The sequence below is a fragment of the Enterobacter sp. HMSC16D10 genome, from assembly GCF_001807145.1.
Lineage (GTDB): Bacteria > Pseudomonadota > Gammaproteobacteria > Enterobacterales > Enterobacteriaceae > Enterobacter > Enterobacter roggenkampii.
The window spans coordinates 26,063-26,844 of sequence record NZ_KV787924.1 but is presented as its reverse complement, the minus strand read 5'-3'; the positions used below and the strand labels follow the sequence as shown (position 1 = coordinate 26,844).

The window sequence follows — 782 nt, the reverse complement described above, 5'->3', positions numbered from 1 at the left end:
TAGTCAGTAAATCAAGCGCCACTTTGGCTTTAACACCCCATCCCGCAATTTTAAGCGCCATCGCGGGACGTGGCGTATCGGATACTTTCCTGAAGAAATCGGGCCTGGTCCAGTACCACAGCCGTTGCGCTTCGGGTTTCAGCCTCAGACCATACGCGCCGTAGACTTCACTAAAGAGCGTAACAGCCTTGTAGGTCCCCAGCCCCTGCTGCCGGCTGAAGCCCAGGAATTCTGCGACCTCCATTGAGCCGTCAGCGAAAATTCCCTCCGTCTGCTTATCACCGAGCAGGTTGTGTGCGGCCTCACGTGAAATAGTGTTAAGCCCGTTAACAACAATCACGGCACCGGCCCCCCCCCCAACGGCGTCATGGAGGACATCATGACGATCCCACCAAAGATCGCCGCTCCGGCTACCACCACGTCAACAGCTGAGATGATGTAACCTACAATTTTGTTCTCGTGCCGGACAACCTTCACCTCGGCATAGAGTTTTGCATAGCCGGTTTTGAGAGAATGGGACTGTTCAAGCAGACTGGTGTTCTCTGCACGCAACGCCTGCAGGCAGGCCATACAGTCATCATCCGTTTTCGCCCGGCGTGCGGCCTCAAACTGGGCCATGATGAATGCCCTTATCTCATCCACAAACTGAATCCGGATAAAACCATCCTGAAGATGCATAGCCGCGACCGTGTTGGCCGTATTAACCAGTTTTCTGGCCTCCAGATTGATCATAGTTTCCGCCCAGGCTCGGGGATTCTGGCCGGGTAAAAGCAACGTGTCCA

The 782-nt window shown here is 54.6% G+C and carries 1 pseudogene; it reads right to left on the bottom strand.

Annotated features, from left to right (window positions below):
* Positions 1-570, bottom strand: a pseudogene (locus HMPREF3143_RS25865) (DUF4225 domain-containing protein); the annotation flags it as partial.
* Positions 571-782: the final 212 nt, after the last annotated feature.